The sequence below is a fragment of the Vibrio sp. T11.5 genome (assembly GCF_027587155.1).
GTDB classification, from domain to species: Bacteria; Pseudomonadota; Gammaproteobacteria; order Enterobacterales; family Vibrionaceae; genus Vibrio; species Vibrio neptunius.
Genome location: NZ_JAPPTP010000001.1, coordinates 248,124 through 267,200, shown reverse-complemented (window position 1 = coordinate 267,200; position 19,077 = coordinate 248,124). Strand labels below are relative to the sequence as shown.

22 protein-coding genes and 3 pseudogenes are annotated in these 19,077 nt (G+C 42.2%); 22 read left to right on the top strand and 3 right to left on the bottom strand.

Features of this window, described 5'->3' with window-relative positions:
- Window positions 1–30 precede the first annotated feature (30 nt).
- The 13 genes and pseudogenes from OH455_RS01240 to OH455_RS01185 all read left to right on the top strand — a co-directional run bounded on the left by OH455_RS01240 (window position 31) and on the right by OH455_RS01185 (window position 8,914).
- Window positions 31–375 (top strand): lipoprotein, encoded by a 345-nt coding sequence (locus OH455_RS01240; RefSeq protein ID WP_045974181.1) that lies wholly within the window; start codon window positions 31–33, stop codon window positions 373–375.
- A gap of 120 nt (window positions 376–495) precedes the next feature.
- A complete protein-coding gene (locus OH455_RS01235) occupies window positions 496–948 on the top strand; it encodes a GNAT family N-acetyltransferase (RefSeq protein ID WP_240478135.1) in 453 nt (150 codons plus the stop codon).
- Window positions 949–1,033: 85 nt separating this feature from the next.
- Window positions 1,034–1,522 (top strand): GNAT family N-acetyltransferase, encoded by a 489-nt coding sequence (locus tag OH455_RS01230; protein ID WP_269980331.1) that lies wholly within the window; start codon window positions 1,034–1,036, stop codon window positions 1,520–1,522.
- A gap of 251 nt (window positions 1,523–1,773) precedes the next feature.
- Window positions 1,774–2,307, top strand: coding sequence for a GNAT family N-acetyltransferase (locus tag OH455_RS01225; RefSeq protein ID WP_269980041.1), 534 nt, complete (start codon window positions 1,774–1,776; stop codon window positions 2,305–2,307).
- A gap of 1 nt (window position 2,308) precedes the next feature.
- Entirely contained in the window at window positions 2,309–2,656 is a 348-nt protein-coding gene (locus OH455_RS01220) for a hypothetical protein (protein WP_045974174.1), read from the top strand.
- A gap of 217 nt (window positions 2,657–2,873) precedes the next feature.
- Window positions 2,874–3,224 carry a cupin domain-containing protein gene (locus tag OH455_RS01215; protein WP_206372685.1) on the top strand — a complete coding sequence of 117 codons (351 nt, stop codon included), beginning with the start codon at window positions 2,874–2,876 and terminating at the stop codon, window positions 3,222–3,224.
- A gap of 149 nt (window positions 3,225–3,373) precedes the next feature.
- A complete protein-coding gene (locus OH455_RS01210; RefSeq protein WP_269980040.1) occupies window positions 3,374–4,114 on the top strand; it encodes an alpha/beta hydrolase in 741 nt (246 codons plus the stop codon).
- A gap of 139 nt (window positions 4,115–4,253) precedes the next feature.
- Complete coding sequence (locus OH455_RS01205) at window positions 4,254–4,559, top strand: hypothetical protein (RefSeq protein WP_269980039.1); 306 nt, start codon at window positions 4,254–4,256, stop codon at window positions 4,557–4,559.
- Window positions 4,560–4,688: 129 nt separating this feature from the next.
- Window positions 4,689–5,105, top strand: coding sequence for a lysozyme inhibitor LprI family protein (locus OH455_RS01200; protein ID WP_269980038.1), 417 nt, complete (start codon window positions 4,689–4,691; stop codon window positions 5,103–5,105).
- A 486-nt stretch (window positions 5,106–5,591) separates the two neighbouring features.
- Window positions 5,592–5,675: pseudogene (locus tag OH455_RS23375) on the top strand (VOC family protein); the annotation flags it as partial.
- Between the two features lie 169 nt (window positions 5,676–5,844).
- A complete protein-coding gene (locus OH455_RS01195) occupies window positions 5,845–6,294 on the top strand; it encodes a GyrI-like domain-containing protein (protein ID WP_269980037.1) in 450 nt (149 codons plus the stop codon).
- A gap of 418 nt (window positions 6,295–6,712) precedes the next feature.
- Window positions 6,713–7,357 (top strand): hypothetical protein, encoded by a 645-nt coding sequence (locus tag OH455_RS01190; RefSeq protein ID WP_269980036.1) that lies wholly within the window; start codon window positions 6,713–6,715, stop codon window positions 7,355–7,357.
- A 462-nt stretch (window positions 7,358–7,819) separates the two neighbouring features.
- Window positions 7,820–8,914: an alpha/beta hydrolase gene (locus OH455_RS01185; protein ID WP_269980035.1), complete on the top strand. Its 1,095-nt coding sequence runs from the start codon at window positions 7,820–7,822 to the stop codon at window positions 8,912–8,914.
- 186 nt (window positions 8,915–9,100) lie between these two features.
- On the opposite strand, the gene OH455_RS01180 is transcribed toward OH455_RS01185, so the two are convergent.
- Window positions 9,101–10,231: a fumarylacetoacetate hydrolase family protein gene (locus OH455_RS01180; RefSeq protein WP_269980034.1), complete on the bottom strand. Its 1,131-nt coding sequence runs from the start codon at window positions 10,229–10,231 to the stop codon at window positions 9,101–9,103.
- Window positions 10,232–10,334: 103 nt separating this feature from the next.
- Here OH455_RS01180 and OH455_RS01175 point away from each other — a divergent pair, with 103 nt between their 5' ends.
- The 7 genes from OH455_RS01175 to OH455_RS01145 all read left to right on the top strand — a co-directional run bounded on the left by OH455_RS01175 (window position 10,335) and on the right by OH455_RS01145 (window position 16,518).
- Window positions 10,335–10,997, top strand: coding sequence for a response regulator transcription factor (locus OH455_RS01175; protein WP_269980033.1), 663 nt, complete (start codon window positions 10,335–10,337; stop codon window positions 10,995–10,997).
- On the top strand, window positions 10,987–12,201 hold the full coding sequence (locus OH455_RS01170) for a sensor histidine kinase (protein WP_269980032.1): 1,215 nt from the start codon (window positions 10,987–10,989) through the stop codon (window positions 12,199–12,201). The genes OH455_RS01175 and OH455_RS01170 overlap by 11 nt, the downstream gene beginning before the upstream one ends.
- 82 nt (window positions 12,202–12,283) lie before the next feature.
- Window positions 12,284–13,324 carry a DUF2860 family protein gene (locus OH455_RS01165; RefSeq protein ID WP_269980031.1) on the top strand — a complete coding sequence of 347 codons (1,041 nt, stop codon included), beginning with the start codon at window positions 12,284–12,286 and terminating at the stop codon, window positions 13,322–13,324.
- 345 nt (window positions 13,325–13,669) lie between these two features.
- Entirely contained in the window at window positions 13,670–13,951 is a 282-nt protein-coding gene (locus tag OH455_RS01160) for a type II toxin-antitoxin system Phd/YefM family antitoxin (RefSeq protein ID WP_269980030.1), read from the top strand.
- On the top strand, window positions 13,948–14,235 hold the full coding sequence (locus OH455_RS01155; RefSeq protein ID WP_269980029.1) for a type II toxin-antitoxin system RelE/ParE family toxin: 288 nt from the start codon (window positions 13,948–13,950) through the stop codon (window positions 14,233–14,235). Before OH455_RS01160 ends, OH455_RS01155 begins: the two co-directional genes overlap by 4 nt.
- A 940-nt stretch (window positions 14,236–15,175) precedes the next feature.
- Window positions 15,176–15,670, top strand: coding sequence for a hypothetical protein (locus OH455_RS01150; protein ID WP_269980028.1), 495 nt, complete (start codon window positions 15,176–15,178; stop codon window positions 15,668–15,670).
- Window positions 15,671–15,924: 254 nt separating this feature from the next.
- The gene (locus OH455_RS01145) at window positions 15,925–16,518 is read left to right on the top strand and encodes a DUF4304 domain-containing protein (RefSeq protein WP_269980027.1); all 594 of its coding nucleotides are present in this window, start codon (window positions 15,925–15,927) and stop codon (window positions 16,516–16,518) included.
- Window positions 16,519–16,611: 93 nt separating this feature from the next.
- On the opposite strand, the pseudogene OH455_RS23350 reads toward OH455_RS01145, so the two are convergent.
- Window positions 16,612–16,973: pseudogene (locus tag OH455_RS23350) on the bottom strand (IS4 family transposase); the annotation flags it as partial.
- Between the two features lie 159 nt (window positions 16,974–17,132).
- On the opposite strand from OH455_RS23350, the gene OH455_RS01140 reads away from it, so the two are divergent.
- Window positions 17,133–17,996, top strand: a complete 864-nt coding sequence (locus OH455_RS01140; protein WP_269980026.1) for a hypothetical protein — start codon at window positions 17,133–17,135, stop codon at window positions 17,994–17,996.
- Between the two features lie 140 nt (window positions 17,997–18,136).
- Here the strand turns inward: OH455_RS01140 and OH455_RS01135 are convergent.
- Window positions 18,137–18,298: pseudogene (locus tag OH455_RS01135) on the bottom strand (IS4 family transposase); the annotation flags it as partial.
- Between the two features lie 152 nt (window positions 18,299–18,450).
- Between OH455_RS01135 and OH455_RS01130 the strand changes: the two are divergent.
- Window positions 18,451–19,047 carry a hypothetical protein gene (locus OH455_RS01130; RefSeq protein WP_269980024.1) on the top strand — a complete coding sequence of 199 codons (597 nt, stop codon included), beginning with the start codon at window positions 18,451–18,453 and terminating at the stop codon, window positions 19,045–19,047.
- The last annotated feature ends 30 nt before the right edge of the window (window positions 19,048–19,077 follow it).

Genomic DNA, 19,077 nt, shown 5'->3' with positions numbered 1-19,077 from the left:
AATACAGAACTTAGACCGTCGAGAGAAGTGATGAAAAAAACGTTAATAATTTTGCTGGCTTTATTGGCACTTGCTGGGTGCAGTAAGCCGCTACCTGAAGAGAAACTTTCTTATGTTGGTGAGTGGCAAAGTGCAGAAATGTACTTGTTAATTCTTGCAGATGGTACGGTAGCTTATGAGCGCTTAAAGAGTGGAGGAACCACTTCGATAAATGCGTCAATCAAAGAGTTCGTTGGTGACGACTTTGTTGTGGGGTTTTCCTTTTTAACCACAACCTTTGTGGTGTCCCAACCTCCCCAATTAATAGAAGGTCAGTGGTTGATGGAAGTAGATGGCGTGACATTGGTCAAGACCCGTGAAACCAGTTCAGGTTAAAGAAGCCGATACAAACGACTTACGTCAGACGACTTACTCTTGGCGTTTTTTTGCTTGGAGTTTGAGGGTTAACTCGTTTGTTGTAATAAAAAGGTGTTAGCCACTATAAATGGAGTAGAAATGACAATAATAAATGAAGTAGAAATGACAATAATCGAAGCCGACAACTCGATGAAGGAAGCGATCGGTAAATTCTACAAAGAGCAGGGGTATCACAGCGCTTGGTCGGAGACAGAAAGAGCGTTTATTTGCCTGAATGACGGGGTGATTATCGGTGCCGTGAAAGTAGAACTTATTCATGATGTCACCATACTCAGAGGCATGTACATTGCCTCTGATTTTCAAGGTCAAGGGTTAGGGCGCCAATTTCTTCAGCACATTGAACCTGTATTAAATTTGCGTACAGCCTACTGCATGCCTCTCGCACATGTGACCGACTTTTATAAACAAATCAATTTTAAAGAAATTGAAGAGAGCCAGTACCCGGAGTTTTTGCAACAGCGCTGCAGGAAGTACCGAGAAATGGGTTACACAATAACCACAATGCGTCGTGACAAGATAGAACAAAGATAGACTCACAGCGCTTCACTTCTAATACAGTTACGGTTTATGACCACAGGAGAATCAGCAGTTGAAAATTCAAACAGACAGATTGGAAATGGCTCAAATTACGGCTGATGACTGGGGGGTGTTTCAGGCTCTTAATCAAGACCCTGCGGTGATCCAGTTATGTTTCGATGAGCCATCATTGGAAGAAATTAAGCAGAGTTTTGAGTCACGGCTTCCTCCATGGAACAACCGTTCAGAGCATTGGTTGTGTTTGACGATGACGCTGAAAGAAACGGGTGAAAAAATAGGTGTGACTGGCTTTCGAATTACGGACGGTCGTGCAGAAGTTGGCTATTTGATTTTACCTCGCTATCACGGCCAAGGTTTGGGGTCGGAATCGTTAAAAGCTTTAATAACATGGGCATCTGAAGAGCAAGGTATTCACTCCTTCGACGCGATAGTGACACAAGGAAACATCGGCTCGGAGAAAGTACTGACTAAGAACGGATTTTCTCTTAAAAAGGTCGTACCGGAAGCGTATAAGATTGGTGGGAAGTGGTACGCAGACCATATCTACAGTTACGAACATACGGCATGATAACGAAAACGGATTCGCCATGGCATTTTCGCTAGGCGTTGGATTAGATGGTTACGGTGTGATGCGGCGTTCGGGTGATTTAATTAGTTTGTTAGCAAATGCAAAACAACGAAAATAGCAGCCTAAAAAAGAAAATTAGACTCACGATCGAATTGGAACGTCGCGCATCTACTCATTGATTTATTAGAAAATGATCACAGGGTTGGTCATCGCAAAGCGTTCTGTGTCAGTTAGGGCTTATAAGGAAAATTATGCAATTAGAATTAGATGGTTATTATTTACGTTCGTTGGATGTAGGAGACGCGGACAGTTTTTATCAGTGGTCTTGTGATCGTGAAGTCACGGTGTACAGCCTATCGTCATATGCTTACCCACAATCCAAATCAGATATAGAAAAATGGCTTTTATCCATTAACTCGAGTACAAAGACAGTCTCTTTTGGCATCTGTTGTAAAGAAAGTGATCGCCTTATTGGATATTCTGGCCTATCAGGTATCAGCATGTTTAATCGCAGTGGTGAGTATTTTATTCTGATTGGTGAAAAAAGTTACTGGGGTAAGGGCATCGGTTCGGCAGTGACGAAACGAGTAACGGATTACGCTATCGACACGCTTGGCCTGCACAGAGTGCAACTTACCGCAAGCGCTCTTAATGTGGGCGCCATTAAAGCTTATGAAAATGCCGGCTATCAACATGAGGGTGTGATGCGACAATCAGGTTTTCGCAATGGTCGATTTGTCGATAAAGTATTGATGTCAGTGCTCTCGACAGAGTGGCAAGGATGATATGAAGTTCTTTTTTGGTGTTATCGCTTTTATCCTTTGCCTAATCGTTCTCTATGCATTGAGTAGCTACGTCACGGAGAAACTGCGCAAGCAGTTAATGAGCAAATATAATGACAAAGAATTGGTTGAAAAATTGTTGATGAGAATGATTTGGCAAGGTCAGACTGAAGAGCAACTATTGGATGCGATTGGGCAGCCTGCTCATTGTTTGCAAGATGACGGCCAAACGAAAGTATTGCAATACGAGCCAGCTCGAAGTGGCCGTATTTCCTCGGTGTCTTTGCATCCCCAGCGCTTTAAGGTAACGCTTGAAAATGGAAAGGTGGTTGACTGGGACAGGAAGCAATAACTCACTAAGGGCGAGTCGTCTTCGCTGTTTTTTGTGAGTATGACGAAAAATGGGTCGCACGGCGGAATGCACAAATTATAGTAGTCAGTCTGAGTTTGAAGGCCTTATGGTAATTGGCTGATAGTTGGGTAGACAGAAAAACAAGACTGCCTGTTATCGATAGTGTTAGAGGGCTTGGCCGCCCAGCAGAACATAATAAGAAAGGGATTCGGCAACAATGATACGTAATTTTTACACGTGCGATAAAGAAGTGGATTACAACAGCCATGATGGCGAAGGCAAGGTTGATATCTATCGTGCTTTTAGGCGCAAGGATTTCGATGGTGCATGGGATTTCGCTATTCGTGTTGTTATGCCGCCGGGAAGCTCGATGGGTGAGCATACTCACGGAGATGATGAAGAAATGTACATCATTTTGAAAGGTGAAGGCACTATGACCATTGAGGGAAAAGAAAGAAAAGTGACTTCAGGAGATATGATAGTCAATAAACGCTTCGGTACCCATGGTTTGATCAACACATCAAACGATGAAATTGAGCTATTAATTATTCAAGCCAGTCTAAAGTAAATTGCCTTAATCAGTGCTTATAGCAGCATGCTCTATACTGGAACAGTAAAATAATTCTAATTAAATTAGGTCGTTATGGTGTTTCGGTTTGGTTTTGGTCTCAGGCGTTGCTCGCCCACTCAATGCAGCGTTAACCTTTCAGAGGGTCTATGAACTATCGACATAAACTTTTATTCTTAATCGCTAGCTTTGCTAGCTTTTCACATGCCGACATTATTTACGACCAATCTAGGGATAGAAATGTCCCGATAGACATTACCGTCCCTCAAACCGAGACAAGGTGCAAAAAGGAAACCAAGTGCCCGGTGGCTTTCTTGAGTGCTGGTTATGGCGTATCTCACTTAAAGTACTCGTTTCTAGCCAATCAGCTTAGTGATCTTGGTTACCTAGTTGTCGCTATTGGGCATGAACTACCCAATGACCCGCCATTATCGACGTCAGGAAACTTGTTTGAAACTCGAAGTGAAAACTGGCGTCGAGGTGCGCAAACTCTGGATTTTGTTAGGTCAACATTGAGTGTACGTTTAAAACAGTATGACTTTGATAACTTGCTCTTAGTGGGGCACTCAAACGGCGGTGATATTTCTGCATGGTTGGGCAATGAAAAGAAGCCGTACATTGAATCGCTTATTACTTTAGATCACAGGCGTGTGCCTTTACCGAGAGATCCCAAATTAAAAATACTCTCTATTCGGGCGAGTGATTTTCCTGCAGATAAAGGCGTTTTGCCATTGGAAACAGAGCAAAGCCACATCTGTGTGGTGACCATTCCTGACTCTCGCCACAATGATATGGCAGATGATGGCCCAGAATGGTTGAAGGAGAAAATGAATTTCTTGGTTCGTCACTACCTGCAACAACAGTTGTGTTCAACACTTAAGGATGCGTGATAATCAGCTTGAGACGGCGCATTATTCGACCCATTCACCACAACTTTGCTTGTTCTAGCTTCAAAATAAGGTAAAACCCATCCGTGATCGATACTTGTAAACCAACCCAGCTGCGACGCGTAGCGTGAGATTTTCGACGATGATAAATAGCACTAAAACAACGCTAGTCGCTACTTTGTTGATGCATGTAATACTGTTTATCGCGGTAGAACATGCGCTTTCTAGTGGTAGCGATTTTCAAATCATGGCCCTAATCATCTTGTGGTGTGTTGGCTCACTAACGGCGGCTTATCAATTTCGCAAACTTACTCGATCTCAAAAGACAAAGACGCTACTGATTAAATTGAGTCATGTCGCGTTGTGGCTTATCGCGCTGCTACCCATTAGCTTAGGGGCACTTCTATTGTTTCTTGCTGTGGCTCTTCATGGGGTGGATTTTAGATAAGATAGACCTGAAAACTAGCGGTCCAACAAAGGTTTACGGTTTGAGTGATCGTTAGTGTTTAGGGCACACTGGTGTAAATTGGGCAATGTGTTGCCCATGATTGAACCTGATGTGCTTTCGGAGAAAATAATGAGAAATAGTGTAATCCTAGTTTTGGCTTGTCTTTCGTTTGGTGCCATGGCTGATGAGCAAGCCATTGACTGTGATGCTGCGTTTACAACAATCGAGATAAATCAGTGTGCCGCTATAGAGCTGGATGCTGCCAACACTGAGTTGGAGAAATACCTCAAGGCCAGTTTGGAGCATAATTCGTTTGATTCAAAGTTAGTCGCAGCAATTAAACTCGCTCAAACGGACTGGCAAACATATATGTCCTCACATTGTGATTCAGTTTATACACAATGGCGTGATGGAACGATTCGTGGAGCGATGTCGATCTCTTGCAAAACTAAGCTTACCAAGCAAAGAACGCATGAATTATGGGAAAACTTTTTAACTTATATGGACAGTACGCCCCCCGTTTTGCCAGAGCCAAGTTTGTACTAGAAGCTGCTCACCGAATTATCAAAGGGGTAAAAAACATTGACCCTGGGGTGACTTCGTAGCCATCTCAACCTCTTATACTGACGCCCAACACTTGGCATTTATCTTCCCACGTTGGGCGTTGTGATGACTGCAACATAGTTTCGCTTATCTGCCTATTTACCCACATAACTGATCTCGACATGTTTGGCCGCTCTATTGGTTGAATGGTTACTGACTAAAACTTATTCAACTCATTTAGTACAGCTCATAAAGTACATTTCCGTGAACGCGTTGAACCGACGTTTGGTAGCCCAATACGCGCTATGTACTTTACATTGTCTCAAAAACGCCCATGAATACTGTTTTTATATACAGTATTTGTTAGAATGCGATTGAAATCTTCAGTATTTGGATAGCTGATTTTCTTTAGGTTTTCAGCAATTAAAAGGGCTAAAGATGATTTTCAATCATGTCTCAATTGGTGTCTCTGATGTAGCCAGAGCAGTTAAATTCTACGCTACGGCAATCTTACTAGGTGGTACATGCGAAGGTCAGCCGGGTTTTAGACCAGAGTATGGTAGAACCTATTAGGCTGCATTCATTCGAGATCCGGATGGAAACAAAATTGAAGCGGTCATTATCTAGGTTCAGCACCAATAGCATTGGAGTTTGCATCCGCAATCGTTATTGAACGGGTAGGTGACAGTATCAGTGTCTCGCGTCTCACATTTAAATAGACGCTATACAACTAGGAGGAAAAATGAACATTGGTGAGATAAACGGTTTTGACCTGGCAGGTTATGCCATTCGTACGACTAACGCAGATGAAATGAATCCATCGACTGCAAAAATTGGAGAGCTTTGGGCCAAGTTTTACGCAAACGCTGCTCCAAAATTGAACGAAAAGTCAAAAGTTTATGGTGTGTACACTAACTATGAATCTGATTTTTCGGGGGCTTTTGACGTTATCGCTTGTTCGGATACGTTGTCACCAGAGCGATTGTCAGACTCAGTAAAAGTGAAGATCGCTTCTGGCAAATACGTGACGTTTACTGCAAGCGGTGAGATGCCACAAGCCGTTATAGACCTATGGGGAGAGGTGTGGAGCTACTTTAGTAGTGAACATTGCCTCTACCAACGAGCATACACAACAGACTTTGAATACTATAAAAGTGCCCATGAAGTCGAGATTGCTATTGCGGTTAAATAGTGACTTAGCAAGTGTTTAAGCGTATGAATTTAAAGATAAGTTAAAATTATTTTACAAGGTCGATTCAAAATTGAAGATTATAATATTGACACCGATCTCATTATAAAGATGACGCCTTGTATTCATCTGATGGAATATATAGGGTGCCGACCTGGTGTGATATCAATCCCATATGGCATTTCATTCCAATCAAGCGTAATCGAATCGTCAATGGCCAACGCACGTAATATCGGCAAAATTAGGCCTGATGTTGAAACTAATCAAAGGTCATCGCAATCTCGATACGCTTTAGCAAAAAGTCTATGGCCCAGTGAAATCTACTTCATTTGAAAAGGGTGGTCTAAAACGTCAGCACCCTGCCTCCACTGGTAACCAGACCATTTCACTTTATTGAAAACATTGATTAAGGCTTATATCCATGTTGAAGAAAACTCTACTCGCGACGACAGTAGCACTTTTTACAACCTCTACTTTTGCCGCCGACATCGACACTAACAATCTCGATATCGCTTTCCAAGGTGCCCATTTCCAAGGTGCGGGTAACCAGATCACTATGCTGCGTGTACCAGTTACTAACACGGACACAGGTGAAACTCAGTTCTTCGACATGAGTGCAGAGTTTGCCGTAGATAAGAACGGCAACCTGGTATTTAAAAACACAAACTCTGTGAAATCAGTCGGTTTTGCAAGTGCTAATCAACTGGTTGCGGGGCATTATCTTGATAACCGTCAGCGCAGTTGGTGGGTTGATGGCCCCTCTGTAGGAGCAGATGGAAGACAAGTTTGGAGTATCCAAACTTTTAACGGTTTCTCGGGGCGTTCTGCAGGTGGTCAAATCATGAGTGGGCCTCTTAAATCGAATGAACTCGCTGTCAACGCGGATGGGTTTAAACAGGTGCTAAAAAATGCCTCTGCACTGAATTATGGTATCGTTAATGATGACGATCTCATCAGTGCAGCACAATCAGGGAACATGATTTCAATGGTGACATACAGCTCTGATGGCGAACCAGCTCGTTCGTGGAGCCTTCGTGCTGCACCAGAACCACAACCTGAAGACTAAAAGCACGGGGCCATATTGTCTGTTTTGGCGGACTCTTGTGTTGTTGCCTCCTCAGTCTAGTACGGGGAGGCAAAATCTTAAGCCTATAGCGATGGGTTTAGCCAAGGAAGCAACGAGCTAAAGACAGTGCTTATCATGAGTTAGCAAAATTGATTGAGAGTCGAGTTACTCGTGAAACAAGTCCTGTAAAGAATCGTATTTTACGCTTGTGATTGCTCTCGCAGCTCATTGAGTAACGCTAAAAGCTGAGTACAAAAGCACGCACCTGACATTTTTCATCGAATAAGCTATTGCGAGCAGGAGCTGTTAACCGTTGGCTGGGTTCCGCTTCGCTTTACTTCACATTTCAGCCCACAGGCAACAACCCCTGATTAGGGGGTTAGCCATAAGGAATGTATGAGACTAATCTATCTAACCCTGATATTTATTTCTTCGTATTCTTTTGGGGGTACGAAGAGCTTGATGTTTTCTTCAGAGACAATCAATGAAGAAGTCACCGTTCAAGTATCTTTACCAGACACATACGAACATTCCGATAGTTTTAAATATCCAGTATTGATAGCTCTGGATGGTTCGACTCAGTTTGAACATATTGCGGCAAGTGTTCGCTTCTTAAGTACTTATGCCATCATTCCTGAGATGATTGTGGTCGGTGTAAACACCCCTTACAACCGACTAAAATTCTATACTCACACTGAGCTCGAACAGTATAAAAATCGATCTGGACAAGCAGAGTTATACAAGAAATTTTTACAAGATGAACTGCTTAATAAGATAAAAGAGCATTATCGCTTAGCACCATATCAAGTGATTTCAGGACACTCATTATCGGGTTTATTCACCAGTTATTTAGCTTTGAGTGATGGTTCGGAGTTTAATGCGGCTATTTCTATCAGTCCGAGTTTGTGGTGGGACAAGGCTACGCTCATCAGTGAATATTCAAAGTATCAAAAACTGGAGAGAGAAAAGCCGGTAAAGTGGTTCTTGAGCTTAGCGAATGAGCCCGGTGAAATGAAAGATGCATTTAGCTCAATGATAGAATCACTCAACAGAAAATCGCCCAATAATGTCATTTGGGCTCATGCAAACTACCCCAATGAAACTCACGATAGCACCCCCTTAATAGGCAATAGCCAAGCACTTAAAGTTATTTTTGATGGGTGGAATGCAGTACCCGAAGTAGACGTGATGTCATTGAAAGAGTTGCAAGCTTTCTATTTGGCAAAATCAAATGAGTACGGCTATACGTTTCCGATGTCGGTTCACCAATATAATGTCTACGGATTAAAAGCGGCCTATGAAGGCAAAGTGGATTGGGGAGTAGAGATATTAGAGCAAGGCGTTAAGACCTTTGGTGCATCAGAAATTCTCTGGGATAGTTTAGCAACGGCATATTCACTGAATAATGAGTTAAACCAAGCCATGGATGCATCTGAAAAGGCCTTGTTGCTTGCAAAGAAAAATAACTCTTTGTTTCTTAATGAAATTGCGGCTCAAAACGAAGCGTTAAAAGATAAACTGGCTAATCACGCCGCCACGGATGATAAGCAAAGTTAGAGGTTTTTAAAGCCAAAAGAAGGCGTATGTAGTGTTAAGGTGTCTGTCCCAATTAGATTTGCATTCGTATCAAGCTTGTACACCAGAAGTTTTATTGATACACGCGCCGACTAATCAGGCACGTGTATCTATGGAGTTCAGCAAACAATGAGCAAGCTAAGATTAAAGTATCGTTGGTTTGGGTGTCTAGTTGGTAATATCGACGTCTATGCTTCCCAGATAGGTGCCGGTGAGCTGCACCTTATCGCCAGCTTGCAAGTAACTTTTGTTATCAAAGCTTTCTTCGATGTATTGCTCCAAAATATAGTCTACCGGACCAGAATCTAAGAATGAAAAGGTTGCGATCCACTTGATGGATTTCGATATTCTGTAACCCCATCCTGGCGTGTTGTAAACGACACCCGCCGGCGTACCTGTAACTAGATTTTGGTTTGGGTTAATCCCTTGTTGGTCGAATAACGTGACGTCTTGACCTTGATATCGCCAGATAGGCTGTTCTCCCTTTTCTAGAATCATCTCAATAAGAGATTTAGGTTCACGAATCATTTCGGAAGCTGCGGTTTGTTGGCGCTGCTCACCATTGACATAGGTGGCTAGCGATACGCTCTTTAAGAAGGAGTTCCAATCTTTGGGAACCACAATGTAAGGTCCGGTTGGGAAGCGTGATTCTCCACTTTTCGCATCACTAAATCCATGACCTGATGTAACGTTGTCGACATCAATCTTCCGCAACAGCTCCGCTCTGTCAGTAAAGTCACCACATACAAATAGCCCCGCATAACCATCGCTTTGTTCAGGGCTATTTATAGGTTTAATCCACCGCATACACAGCTCTACCTCGTAATCCAGAAGTACATCCTTTTGGTAGCGGATCTTGGTGTGGTTTGGTGTTGGCTTGGAAAACTTAGGAAATAGGAAGACTTCGTCAATATCTGCTTCTTCACCATGTTCTAAGTAGTTAGTGCCTGCTGCGATATGTTCAGATCCTTGCCCGCCTGCTGCGAGTAGTTGTTTGTAGTCTAGGGATGTGACTGGGAGGTCGTAATGTACGTCAGACAAAGTGCTATAGCCGTATCGATCGACAAAGCTTAGTGCTTCGCTCGGGTAATAGTCAAAATGGTCACTTAGATTGATCGCTTTTACACTTTTTCCCGTAGATTCAGTGACTAAATACGTATGGGTTTGACCTGATGGGCTGAGTACTTGTGCGAGTGTAAGGGCAACGTCAGAGGGTGCGATTTCCGTCGAATGAGCATAATTGATTGACGACAAAGCGAATAGTGCTGTGAAACTGATTAGTTTTGGTGATACTTTCATTTTAACTCTCCGTTTGGTTGATGTGATCACAGTACGCTTGCCAATGTCACAATTACGTCACCAATCTTCGCGCTAATACAGTAGTCATTGAAAAGGAAATTACATGAGAATACTTGTCGCAGAAGACAACCACGCAACCGCCGCTAATTTAAGTGATTATTTAGAGCTCTTTGGTCACGATATTGACTTTGCGTATAATGGGCAGGCCGCCATTCAATTGTTAGATGAGTCGCGCTTTGATCTAATAATATTGGATATTATGATGCCAGTAATGAACGGTTTAACGGCTTGCAGCGCTATTCGTGCGGGTCGTCACGCTGATATACCCATTATCTTTTTGACCGCGAGGGATACGCTTGAGGATAAATTAGCAGGCTTCAAAGCCGGCGCGGATGACTATTTGGTGAAGCCGTTTGAGCTACAAGAGCTTCACGCTAGAGTTGAAGCACTCGAGGCGAGAAATCAACGCCGCTTAAGCCCAGAGTTTCGATATGGTGCTTTGGTTTATAATGTCGGTACCGATACTGTCACGGCTAATGATGAAAAACTTGCTCTAGACCCAACTCAAAAACGTATCGTTTGTTTACTCATAAAAAAAGCCCCCAAACTCGTCGATAATCAAGACATTGCGTATGAAATCTGGAAAGGCGATGAGCCCGAAGAAACGAGCGCATTACGCACTCAAATATACCGCCTTAGAAAGGCATTACCAGAAGGGATGCTGGTTACAGAGCGTGGCAAAGGATATCGACTTAATGATGTTTAATGTGAAACGCTCATTCAGACAATGGTACTTTGGTCACCTTAGGCATCAAGTCTTTACCGTAATGTCGGCTTTGATGTTGCTGGTGGTCATTGCGATCGGAGTGATTGCATGGGCGGCTACCGAAATCGCCGCAGACAGTTTTATTAACCAGCGCGTAAAGTTGCTACAACAGCAATGGATACAAACATCGTTAGTGGTCGGAGAGTGGGCTAGTCCGGAAGATAAATTCCTTGCCGTCTATCAATTTGAAGACGATAACAAACCGAGTTTTCTTGAAGGTATAACAAGCATAGGGATAGAAGAGTTTGAGCTCAGCGATGCTCATACGGTGACTTTTATGTCACCGTTCCAACAAAAATTGCTTCACTTTGTCTATTTCCCTGAGCTGGATCCCCACATGGTCGATTATGGCGAAGGAGTGATGGCTTATGTTGGGTACATGATGGTCGTTGTGTTTGTATTGGGACTGGTTGCTGCTCACTTGCTTTCAAGATATTTTAGTGGTCCAATTGACCTTTTGGTCCATCAAATTCAACACCCGTCTGACAACGTTAATGATAGTGCGATTTCGTCGCGTAAAGATGAAATTGGGGCACTGTATCGGACTTACCACCAAGCCTATTCTAGGATTCAATCCTTTTTGAAGCGAGAGCAACAGTTTACTCGCTTTGCCAGCCATGAATTACGAACGCCGGTTAATGTGATTCTAGGGGCGACCGATCTGCTGCAAATCGCAGAAGTTGATGATAAAAAACGGCAAATAATTAGCCGTGTTCAAGTCGCAAATAAAGAGATGGATAACTTGATCAATACCTTTTTGTTACTCGGTCGGGAAGAAAAGGGGATTCAGCCAAAAAAGTCACTACAGTCAGTCATTAATGAAACGATCGAGCAGCATCACTTTTTGCTTTCTGGTCGAAGTATCCAACTAGACCAAGTTTTACTGTCGGATGTTGAAATAGAAAGTTATTTTGCAAAGGTCATTATCGCGAATCTTATCCGTAATGCGATGAGTTACACCGATAGCTATATATTCATCCAGTTAAAAGGACGGCGACTTGTGATTGGAAATGATGTTAGGGAACACGATGGGCAAGGCTTTGGTCATGGAGATGAAATCATTACCGCTGTCTGTAAGAGTGCCAACTGGCGCTATCATTTGTCTGTGACATCTCACAAAGCGAAGGCTGTGATTTATTTTTAAACAAGTTAATCAGTGATTTGTGACTTTGTTGTGACACAAGCCGAAGTAGAGTCTGGCTATCTAAGCACATAAGGATAGTACGATGATTCACTCAAACTTGTTAATTCCCCCAGTTTTATTTACGCCTTCGTTGAGTTCTAAACAGAGAAACAAGGCGACCAAATCATTCACACTAAAAGGTTACCATAAGCTGTTGGCGGTTGGATGCGTGTTGGCTAGTTCTACAGTGTATGCAGACGAACAAAACACAGCTAGCTTTGACGGTAGTGTCAGTCTTTTTACGGGGGTAGATGGTACTAACTCGGTGATGGATACTGAGTCCCAAGCTCAAATTACTGACTATTCGGGTTCTCAAGAACGGCAGAATGAAGCGGTTGTTATCCCTTTTTGGGATCTTAACTATCGTTTTGATGAATCAAATGAAGTGTATTTTAAAACCGATATTGTTGGAATGGCGAGCGACTTTTACACGCAAGCTGGATATCGTCATTATTTGACTGACGGCTCAAATATAGCGATTGGTGTGGTGCCGGGGTTGTTGGAGAAAGAAGTCTGGAAAAACCCTTATCAATTGCAATCAGATAGAACGACAACAAACGCTGCTGTGCAAGGCCTTGTTTTGAACTATGACCGAGTTTTGGGTTCAGATTGGTCTCTTGAATTAGCTCGCGGGAAGTATTCGCTGGACCAAGAAGACAGTCTAGCAGCGCTCGATAGAAATTCGAATCTTAGCTATGTCGAACTAAATTACATGACTGACTTAAATGAGTCGTGGGGAATCGAGTGGTTGATCAATTACCTAGATGTTGATGCTTCAGGTTCGGCATTAAAGAGCCAGCGTATTAGTACAGAAGCTGAGTTTCAACTAAGAAACGGGCGACATATTACAATGCTAGCGGGCAGCGTGGGACTTCAAAAATTCGACGACACAAACCCTCTTTGGAAGCGAACTCGGGAAGATACGAAGCTCGGTGTGTCAGCGACTTACATATATGCAATGCCATTTGATTGGAAGAATACACTTTTCATTGCGAGAGGTGGGTGGGACATCACTGACGCTAACATTGATTTTTATGACCATGATGAATACTTGGTCACTTTAGGAATGCAATATCAATTCTGAAAAACCAACGTAGTGAAAGTGGGTAAATGGCACTGATGCTTCTTCAGTTTCATTTCCCTCTTTTTATGATTTTGATAGAGAAAATTACTCGCCGTGATTTGACACTTCTATAGCTAATCTAGGGATTGTTAAGGTGTCTGTCCCAATTGGATTTCTTAACAGGGACTCCTAACGTTTGGCCACTTTCATGCAAATCAGCTTCAGCGTCTAGGGCACAGATTTGAAGTTGGGTGGTCTAGCGTTATCGCCCGTTAGCAAGGCGTTACAACGCAGAATCAACTTCTTGCTCATAACTGTTAGTTGAACTATTATTTGTACGTTATTTTGTACCATTTGGAGTTCAATATGAGTCGTATTCATTTCGATCAAGACATTCAGCCGTTGTCTGAGTTTCGCGCAGGTGTAGCTTCTTACATCAAACAAATCAATGAGACTCGCCGTCCATTGTTAATTACTCAACGTGGCAAAGGTGTTGCTGTTGTCCTTGACGTTGCTGAGTATGAAGCAATGCAAGAGAAAATCGAATTACTGGAAGAAATGCGGACAGCGGAAGCTCAATTAGCTTCAGGTCTTGGCGTTTCCAATGATGATGCGCGTGCTCAAGTTTTGGGGCGCATTAAAAAATGAAAGTAGTTTGGTCTCCATTGGCGCTTCAAAAGTTAGGCGATGCAGCGGAGTTCATTTCTTTGGATAACCCATCTGCGGCAGAAAAGTGGGTAAACGAAGTTTTTGATAAGACTGAACTACTTGATAGTATGCCTGAGATGGGGCGCTTTGTTCCTGAAATGCCTCATACGAATTATCGTGAAATTATTTTCGGTCACTATCGTATTATCTACAGCTTAAGTCATGAAATCCGCGTACTAACAGTTCGTAATTGTCGTCAAATGTTGTCGGAAGATGATGTGTAAAACTGCGTTGTAACACATATGAGCCTTCTGCCTGTCAATAGGCAATAACATCCTGTTGGCTGCGTGAGCAGCCAATGCTCTTCGAACAACAAAGTTATCTACTTCGCTTTGTCATTTCGGCTATCAAGCACGGATTGTTAAGGTGTCTGTCCCAATTGAATTTTGCACTTATTTGATAAACGAGCATGGCGTTCGAGTGATTGAGTTTCATTGCCTAGAAAGCAATTCGGCTAGTATCAAGATCTTGAAGCGTTTGGGTGCTACGTTGAGGCAGAAAGTATGCAATACACTAGATGTGCCTAACAAAGAGCAATTAATGTGTATCTATACGTTAGAAGTTTAGGCATAACAAGCATTTAAGGCTTCAAGATACTTTTTCTAATCCAATTTTGGCACGTTAGAATCCATACTCTAACGTGCTTTTGTCCAAAAACGCCCTAAATCGTTCGTCACATCTTGGTAAGCTTTGCTTTCTTGGTGGGTATCTCTTCTCAGCCTCAAACAATAGAAACCGTTTTCTGTGACGGCCTTGTCTAACCCCCATCCTTTACTCAACACAGTGTTAACACACCTCTATACAAGATACTGATTTTTGACCAGTTAATCGGCCTTCGCGCTGAAAGCGTTGACTCTTCTGAACCCCAGCGATATCCTGCAAAAGCACTGGCAAAATCCGGTGTCGGGATTGGAACCCTGTTGAACATTCTACGCATAGTAGCTAACTGAACTGTTGGCTTTCGCTATGTGTGCTTCGGCGCATCCGTCGAAACCCGAATTGCTGAGTTATTGCGCAATTCGATTCGGTATTACGGTGGGCTGGGCGAGGCAGCTTCGGCTGGCCGTTTCGAATGTTCCGGTAGTTCCAACCTTGTTCAGTTCACCACCCTTTGTTATGGGGTCTCTGTGTGGTGATGGAAATGTTTTCCTGTTGGAGGTTACCATGCCAAAGCTCACAGACGATCATGTTCTGAAAGTCCTCAATTCTATTTGCTATCGCATTCACACCGAGCCGGAATCGATTCGCTCCCATATGCGTGATTTATCGACGCTGCTCAATGGGCCCGACCCTAAACAAACGTCTAAATATAGCTGGCTCGAAGCGATTATTAGACAAGCGCAACTCAATCGCTTTACCGAGCATTGCTCCCCATCTCGTGATATTACCGATCTTTGTTTAGTTAAGATGCAGAACCAAAATGCCTATAACTTGTGTTTTACCCAAGACGTTGACCAATGTATTTGTCGTTTACAGTCTTTGTGCGCACAGCCGATTGAGTTGGTGGCGTATGGGAAGGCGAAACTCAGCCCAGATGCATTGCTTGAGGTACTGTCTGAACCGCAGATCCAGAAAAACCGTTGGTTTCCGCTGAGCGATAGTCAGCGAGACGGCATCGTGAAAACGCTTAAGCAAGATCAAACTCTCACCTCGCGTTGATTGGCCATCAACGAGCAGGCACAGAATTACTGAGCTTTGGAGTAGGGTGCTCGCTCTAAATTATTGTTTGTAATAGAGTTTTTACTCTTCTTACTAAGATACCCCCACGCACGCCTTTATATATTGATATGATGTATAGTTTTACGAATTTTCATTAATTTTTAGTCGCTTATGATAGGTTAATGGCAAGTCAGGCAGAGAAAAACGAGACTGCCTGTTGTTATGAATGTTATGGCTCAAGAGGAATTTGCGAAATGAGTGAAATCTCAAAGGTAATTGATGCTGTTATAAAAATGGAGCTTGCACCTTTCCTAAAGCAATCAGGATTTAAAAAGAAAGGGCGCAATTTCTATAGAGAGCACGATAACCGGATAGAAGTAATTAACATTCAAGCTAGTCAATGGAATAACGGTCAGGCCGGACGTTTTACCCTTAATATTGGCATTTATTTCCCCGAAATAGCTAAATTGGCTGAATCTCCAAAGTTTATAGGACTGCCGAAAGAGTATGACTGCACACTACGTGAGCGAATAGGGTCACTGACTAGTGAAAATAAAGATATTTGGTGGAAAGTTGATTCTCAATCAGAGTTGAGCTTAGTTGGATCAGATTTGGCTACTAAGGCTCGTCAATTTTGTTTGCCATGGCTAGACAAAATGTCCGATCTAAATAATGTTAAGGTATCAGCCGTTAACAGTCGAAACTCGCTGCTTGCGGCAGTAATTTCGCTTTATCAAGGAGATATTTCTGGGTCAAAAGTTCACCTTGTTGTTGCGTTAAAAGAAAAGCCTCTCGCAAAATCACGCATTAAATCGTGGGGTAAGAAGCATGGTGTACTTGAGCCATAACAGGCAATCAAGCTGACCCGTGTCGTTGAACCGATCTAGTGGACACCTTCAATACTAATTGGAGGTTACCAGGATTATTGAGGTGTCTGTCCCAATTGAATTTGCTTTAACCGATACCGAAGCGCGTAATGTCATATAGCGCAGTTGCTCTCGAACATCCGACCAATCAACCAGAATCACTGGAAAAGGATTAGCACGGGTAATAAAGGAGGCATGCCATTTATATATGAACTCTTTTCACGGTGCAGATTGCGATTACCAAGTAATCGGTCGATACGTTTAATAGCATGTTTCACTGTGGTATCAGTGTCGAGAGCTCTTCCAATTTTGGTGAGTGTTATATCAGAATCATCAAGAACCGCTTTGGTTGCAAGTATCAGAGATCTAAGTCGTTTTTTGTGAATTTCAGGGCATTGATTCTTAATAGTTTGCTGTAGAATTTGAATGTCGCGCATCGTTAGGGCTTCCTATTAAATCCATTTAATCAGGTGTGTTTTTGGCGAAATTCATTAGATCAGAATGAGCGATGTGCGTCTACTCATTGTTTTATATAGAAATTATGAGGGGATTCGTAAGAATAGGGCGTTATACAGTTTTTTAGCTTGGGAGGATGATTGGACATTTTTAATAATCGAGAGTTAGCTTCTGCCACTCTAATTATTGCTTTTTTTGTGTGGGCTTCCATTAAAAGTGAAGATACATTGATAGCTGTTAAGTTAGCATTCAAGTCTTTGTTCCAAAAAGCTATTCTTATTATAACTGGCTTTTTGCTAGTGTATATTTTATTGGTTGTATATCTACTGTCTTACATTGATGTGTGGAACGTGGGGCAACTGAAAAATACGATACTATGGTTTATATTCATCGGTTTTGTACAACTTATGAATACCACAGCAATCACTGATCCTAGGAAGTATCTGCAAACCTCATTAAGCTCTCAAGTTAAGCTCATCGTATTGGTTGAGTTTCTTGTAGCTTTCCATTCTTACAGCTTTGTTGCCGAGTTGTTTCTTGTAACGATGGCGACGTTATTGGCTTGCTGTAGCACTTTTGCTCAAAATAAACCTGAGTATATATTAGCCAAAAAAGTATGTGACTATATTTTAGGTATCGTGGGGATCATAATTTTTATAGACTCTGTTCAAAACATTTACCTAGCTCCGGGGAAGTTTATCAGTGTTGATACATTTCGAGACTTCTTGGTACCAATGTTGTTATCCGTATCCCTATTGCCATATGTATACGCATTCTATTATTTTCTGGCGTACGAAAGAGCTTTTGTCAGAACTCGTATCTATACCGACTCAAAGGAACTTCAAAGGTACGCGAAGCTGTTCTCATTTATTGCTTTTAGAGGAAAGCCTGACCTGATTCATGAATGGTTACTCTATTCATGCTCTCCTGAGTTTAAATCAAAAGAAACGATTCGCGCGTCAATAGATAGGTATAAAGCAGAGCAGCATGAACCAACAGTATAACACATATGAGCCTTCTGCCTGTCAATAGGCAATAACATCCTGTTGGCTGCGCGAGCAGCCAATGCTTTTCGAACAACAAAGTTATCTACTTCGCTTTGTCATTTCAGTCATTAAGCACGGATTGTTAAGGTGTCTGTCCCAATTGGATTTTTAGTGTCGAGAGCTCTTCCAATTTTGATGAGTGTTAGATCAGAACCATCAAGAACCGCTTTGGTTGCAAGTATCAGAGATTTAAGTCGTTTTTTGTGAATTTCAGGGCATTGATTCTCAATAGTTTGCTGTAGAATTTGAATGTCGCGCATCGTTAGGGCTCTCTATTAAATCCATTTAATCAGGAGTGTTTTTGGCGAAATTCATTAGATCAGAATGAGCGATGCGCGTCTACTCATTGTTTTATATAGAAATTATGAGGGGATTCGTAAGAGCAAGGCGTTAACTATCTTAAGGGAATTACATGGACATTAGTAATTATATAACTCCACTTGCTGGTTTAGTTGGGATAATGGTTAGTATCACTACTCTTTTAATTACCTTCCAAAAGCTAAAAAGTATAAGAGGAGAACAAGCCAAAGAGCTACACAGCAAGTATTCCACAATTAAGGGACTCGCAAGTGACCTTGATAACAACTATCCGGAGATACTAATTTTACTCAATGGAATTACAAGGGCAGAGTTAACTAAGGGTGAAATAGAGTGGTTTTTAAATGAACCCGGTGCTTTCTTAAAACTTGAGCATTATGGCAGAATAAATGGTAGGTATTGCACTGTCGACTTAGAACTTAATGAGTTTTCTCTAACTGAAATAGTTTCAACTCGTAAAAAACGAATGATTGAAAAACTGAGAATTGTGAGTGTAGGCTTTGGTTTACTTGCATTCTTGTCTTTGGTTTGGGGTTTAATCATATATCAAGTTAATGATGCGGCTACTGTATACCTCGCACTTACATTTTGGCTTATTTATTTTGTAGTTATCTTGTGGGGAACTAATATGCTCTGGGGAACCATCAACAAAGCGGTAAACCTACAAGGGAAGCCATTAAAAAATAGTTAACAAGCATTTAATGCTTCAAGATACTTTTTC